The 4,706-nt window shown below is 33.7% G+C and carries 5 protein-coding genes; 1 reads left to right on the top strand and 4 read right to left on the bottom strand.

What is annotated here, in order from left to right; all coding sequences use genetic code 11:
- Positions 1–112: 112 nt before the first annotated feature.
- From HZY94_RS02205 to HZY94_RS02220, 4 genes are all read right to left on the bottom strand, one after another.
- Positions 113–358: a hypothetical protein gene (locus HZY94_RS02205; protein ID WP_228064534.1), complete on the bottom strand. Its 246-nt coding sequence runs from the start codon at positions 356–358 to the stop codon at positions 113–115.
- Positions 355–795, bottom strand: coding sequence for a hypothetical protein (locus HZY94_RS02210; RefSeq protein ID WP_179924843.1), 441 nt, complete (start codon positions 793–795; stop codon positions 355–357). Before HZY94_RS02210 ends, HZY94_RS02205 begins: the two co-directional genes overlap by 4 nt.
- Before the next feature lie 108 nt (positions 796–903).
- Complete coding sequence (locus tag HZY94_RS02215; protein WP_179924844.1) at positions 904–3,129, bottom strand: S8 family peptidase; 2,226 nt, start codon at positions 3,127–3,129, stop codon at positions 904–906.
- A gap of 5 nt (positions 3,130–3,134) precedes the next feature.
- Positions 3,135–4,178, bottom strand: coding sequence for an ATP-binding protein (locus tag HZY94_RS02220; RefSeq protein WP_179924845.1), 1,044 nt, complete (start codon positions 4,176–4,178; stop codon positions 3,135–3,137).
- A 355-nt stretch (positions 4,179–4,533) separates the two neighbouring features.
- Between HZY94_RS02220 and HZY94_RS02225 the strand changes: the two genes are divergently transcribed.
- On the top strand, positions 4,534–4,706 hold a 173-nt coding region (locus tag HZY94_RS02225), incomplete at its 3' end, for a helix-turn-helix domain-containing protein (RefSeq protein ID WP_179924846.1).

Below are 4,706 nucleotides of genomic sequence, written 5' to 3' on the forward strand. Positions count from 1 at the left end.
AACCTTAAAATCCATTGTGAATAGAGAATGGACAAGGTCCTTTCTAGATACGTAGTGGTTTTATATTGTTGTATTTCAAAACTAAGCATCCATTATTTTTCAACTTTTGATTTTAAATGAGTATAAAATAGCACCATCCTGAATTACTGTCTTCCGATATGAGCCTCTCGTTAAAGTCTTGTGGTAAATCAATCCATAAGTCTTCTAAAATTTGACGTATAATATCGCTCTTATCAATAAATTCTTTAAATCTGACAAGATATAGCAAGCCATCATTATACTTTGTGTTCAACATATTTGATGAATTTCTTCTAAAATCTAGACTGATTTTCCTATATTTTTGTAATTCTTCCATCATAAATCACCTCCACAGTAAGCACAGAAAACTTTTGAAGCACCTGCACTAAATAAAACTTTTTCATGTTTTTCGCACATCCCACAAGTAAATACTTCTTCAACGGAGTCTATTTCAGATGGCTTAGCAATGGAGTTATGTTTTATCTTCTTGAAATCAACCTTAAAATTCTTTGAACTTTTGATTGAACCCAAACTCTTATTTATAGTGTTAATCATCCATTTTTCAGAGAGATTTTGAATATAGGCTAATATTTCTTTTGAATAGAACTTATCAGCATCATCAACTAATCCGCAATACGGACAAAATAATTCCTCGAGTTCAAAATCTTCATCTTGTACTTCGAAAGCTAATAGCTTAAACTGTTCTTCGCAAAATGGGCACTCATAAGTAAAGTAGCCTTCCGAATCGGCTTCAAACTCAATTGTAAAACTTTCCATTTACTATCCAATCTTTCTTAATAATTTAATTTTTTTCTTAATTTCTAACAGAATAAAACAAAGACCATACAACATTTATCAAATATAAATGAGCTCTCTTGGCTACCGTTACTCATCAAAACTAATTTCTTCTTCAGCAATACTGTGAACTTGAATCAGTTCTTCCACATCGATTCTTTGCACTAACCAGCCACGCATCGAACATTGACTTATAAAGTCATCAATCCTGTTTACTCCGTTGATTTCCTTAAGAGTAATAACTATGCCAAAATGTAATCTATGCCCATCTCCAGCGTTTAACCTTTCCTTAGTCTTAAGGCTGAATCCCCACAAACCATTATCATAGGCTTTCTTAGCACGTCCGCGTGGTTTAATATATTCTATAATTGATTTTACATTATCCCATTTTCTATATTGTTCCCGAGCATCTTCTTCATGGAGAGCCACATTATCACTTTGCTTATTATCATTTATAGTTTTGATACCTTTACCATTAGGTAGCATTCTTCCAAAATAAATATCTAATTCTGTATTAGTATAATCAACCCCCTGGTTTCTGGAACATTTTGGGAAATAACACAGTGTCGCTTTAGCAACAAAAGGATGTTGCCCATTTACAATAGGAACTGGTAATTGATGATTATATGTATCATACTTAAGAGATTCTCCAAATAAAATGAATTTTATCTCATCATCTTTCGAGTTTATTACATCATTAATATCTTGAGGAACTACTCCGTAACCTATAATATTTGAAGGTGCTATATTTTGGCTCCAAGATATAGCTGAGTCAATTACTAATGCTTTGGCTACTTCCCTGCTTAATCCCACTTTATGAATTAGATATGCAATTTTCCTCGTAATCCAAGGTGTAGCAAATGAGGTTCCCTTAACAAAACCTTCCCCTAGCGGGAAACAGACCTTAATTCTATCTCTACCATCTCCACCATAATAACTAACATCCGGTTTGTTAAAGAAAGATAAAACTTTACCTATTCTGGAATATGAAGCAGGCGCATTTTCTTTATTGACTGCATTAACGATAAGTGAATTTATAGAGTCTGCCGGCGCTCCAATTAACATAGGATTATCCGAATCTAATGGTTTATTTGTTCCAGAAACAACAAATATGACATCATAATCATATTGAATTTTGTCCAATATAGCCGCCTCGGGGGAGATGAAATCTTTATGAATTTCAAGTGCAGAACCAAGGGACAAATTCCAAACTTTAATTTCTCGATTTTCGGCAACTATCTCTTTTATGTGTTTCATAATAGTGAAGGAACTAAATTGCTTGCTTGTAGCAACACCAAAATGTTTAACTCTGAAACGTCCACAATTGTCATTAAGGTCAGGATTAATAGAGGCTCCATCAACAATTATAGATGAGACACCAGTCCCGTGCTCGTAGTCACTAGGCGTTTTTTCAATTTGGCTATCAATTCTATCTTCATATTTAACCCATCTAGAAAAATAAACTCTCTCATCAAATAAAGTATCAATAACACCGACAATAGGTTCGTTGGAAGGATCTGGAATTGATAACATTTGACTCGAATTTACCTCATCAAAATCCAGAATATCTAACTGAGATAAGTCCACGGTTGCCATGGATATGAGGTAAGGCGCTTTTTCCATTATTAAGGTAATCTCATCCGGAGTTAATAAAATGGTTGAATCATCTATTACTCTACTAATAGAAATATCTAATCCTAATCTACGAAGTAGTTCAGACGTTTGCAACTCTGTTTTAAACACACTAACAATTGATAACTGTCCTGAATCAATATTTGTTTCGGGAACGGTGAACTCTTTAATAGAACTAACATCAACAATAACTTGTAGAAATGTAGTTTTCGATAACTTAGAACTTCTGTATGGATGCAACTTAGCATTTATTGCATCAACTATTTCTGTAGTAATCTTGCCAGAAAATTCTTCATTAAGTATTTCTATTGCTAAATCTAATTTATTTATTGTTTCGATAATAGTATTGTTGTCAACATAGTAAGTAATGGCATGTCGTATCTTGTCACCTTCTATATATCGAGCGCCAACAATTAAATCATTTGGAATAGTGCGGCTATTCTTCTTCAATAGCTCTTTTGCTCGCCGACTCTTAGCTACTATGTCTTTATAAATAATTGTTATAAACGCCCCTTCAAAATAGGTAACAGTTTCCCAATATTGTCTTAGTGAATCTAGTTGATTTCTTAATTCAATTAATTCATTAATCGTCACAACTTTATTGGATAAGAGCTTAGGCGCTCCTGGTTTACTACTATTTGATCGTTGCTCAAAACGCCCCTTTAATTGTAAAAGCTCATTCATCTATATCAATTCTCCTTTAATTCTCTAGCTGTTTGACTTTTAGATATTCCTGTCAAAATTTCAATTTCTCTTACCGTAAATCCTAATTCTTTCAATTCTTTTAAAGTTGTGTTTTCAACTGGTTGGTAAAAAATTGAAAATAATCGTCGTAAATAGTCGAACTTATCTGTTAAGCTGCTGAACGCGACTGCACTTTTCAAGATATTCTTAAGCTCTCCAGGGTATGGAATAGGGGAACTAAGCGTAACTATCTTTTTAAAAAGCCTCACATTTTTACCTGAATGTTTCGAATCGTTCAAAATGGTAGACATCATAGATTCCGCAATCACTAACAAATCTTCTTGATTATACCTGTTAAAGTTAATAACAGCATCAAATCGACGAATTAGAGCTTTATCAAAGGCATTAAATAAATTAGTAGTTGCAATCAAAACAATTCCATCTCGTAACGCATCCATCCCTTTTAATATTGCTGTAGTTGCACGCCCCATCTCTCTTAGGTCATTATTATCTAATCTGTTTAATGCTATAGCATCAATTTCATCAAACAAAATAAGTGTTTGTTCAGGATGTGTAAAACTATTAATCTCTTTAAATAAATTAGCTATATTTTTGGCAGTTTGACCTAATTTACTATCAATAATAGTTTCAAAGTCCACAACATATAGCTCTCTTTGTAGTAAGCGAGCAATCTGCTTTACTGTCTCTGTCTTCCCTGTTCCGGGCGCACCTTCAAACAGAAATTTGTCTACGCCAATATTTCGTCGAACGGCATTTACTACTCCAATAATATCTGAAGATATTGCTTCTGGAAGTGGTAATGGACTAAAATTTGTCAACTGAATTTTTCTTAGCGATTCAAATTTATCTTCGCTTACTTGCGGAATAAATGTATTGTTTTCTGAAAGCATAGCTATAATGTATTCCGCTAATTGGTGATCTCCAGCTTTATCGAATGCTTTAGCTATCTCATAGGCTTCAGTTCGAAACCCAGAAGCGTTACCCTCAGTAAAATATCTAATAAGGTTTAACACTTGTTTTTTTTTCATTTCTCTATCCTCCTTAAAATATTATAACAAACATATGGGACAAGGTAAACATTTTGGGGACAAGAATGCCTTTTTAAATGTCAAGATATAAAAGACAAAAATTTTAAAATGAAGTTAGCCACCCATCCTATCTGCTAGATAAGTACTACAACTCATTCTGATGAGTTGTCTGATTTCATTTGATAATAGGTTTGGAGCTGTTAGGCTAATTGGCCAAGGCTAATGATAGCCTTGGTTTAGCCCTCAAAACAGCTTCAAAAGTCCCTGTTGTCAAATGAAATCCTTTTGTAAGGTATAAGAAAACACCTCCGTGCTATACTTGTTGTTCACCACAAACAAAAGGAAGGGCACAGAGATGCAAAACAATTATACAACAAAAGGAAAACATTTGACAATTAATGATCGTCGCTACATTGAACGATGGAACAAAGAAGGAAAATCCAATCGAGAAATTGCTCGCCTACTTGGAAGAGCTCCTCAAACAATCAATAACGAAATCAAGCGAGGGCAAGTCTTACAACAAGTGAG

It is taken from the genome of Streptococcus danieliae (genome assembly GCF_013415245.1).
In the GTDB taxonomy this organism is placed as follows: Bacteria; Bacillota; Bacilli; order Lactobacillales; family Streptococcaceae; genus Streptococcus; species Streptococcus danieliae_A.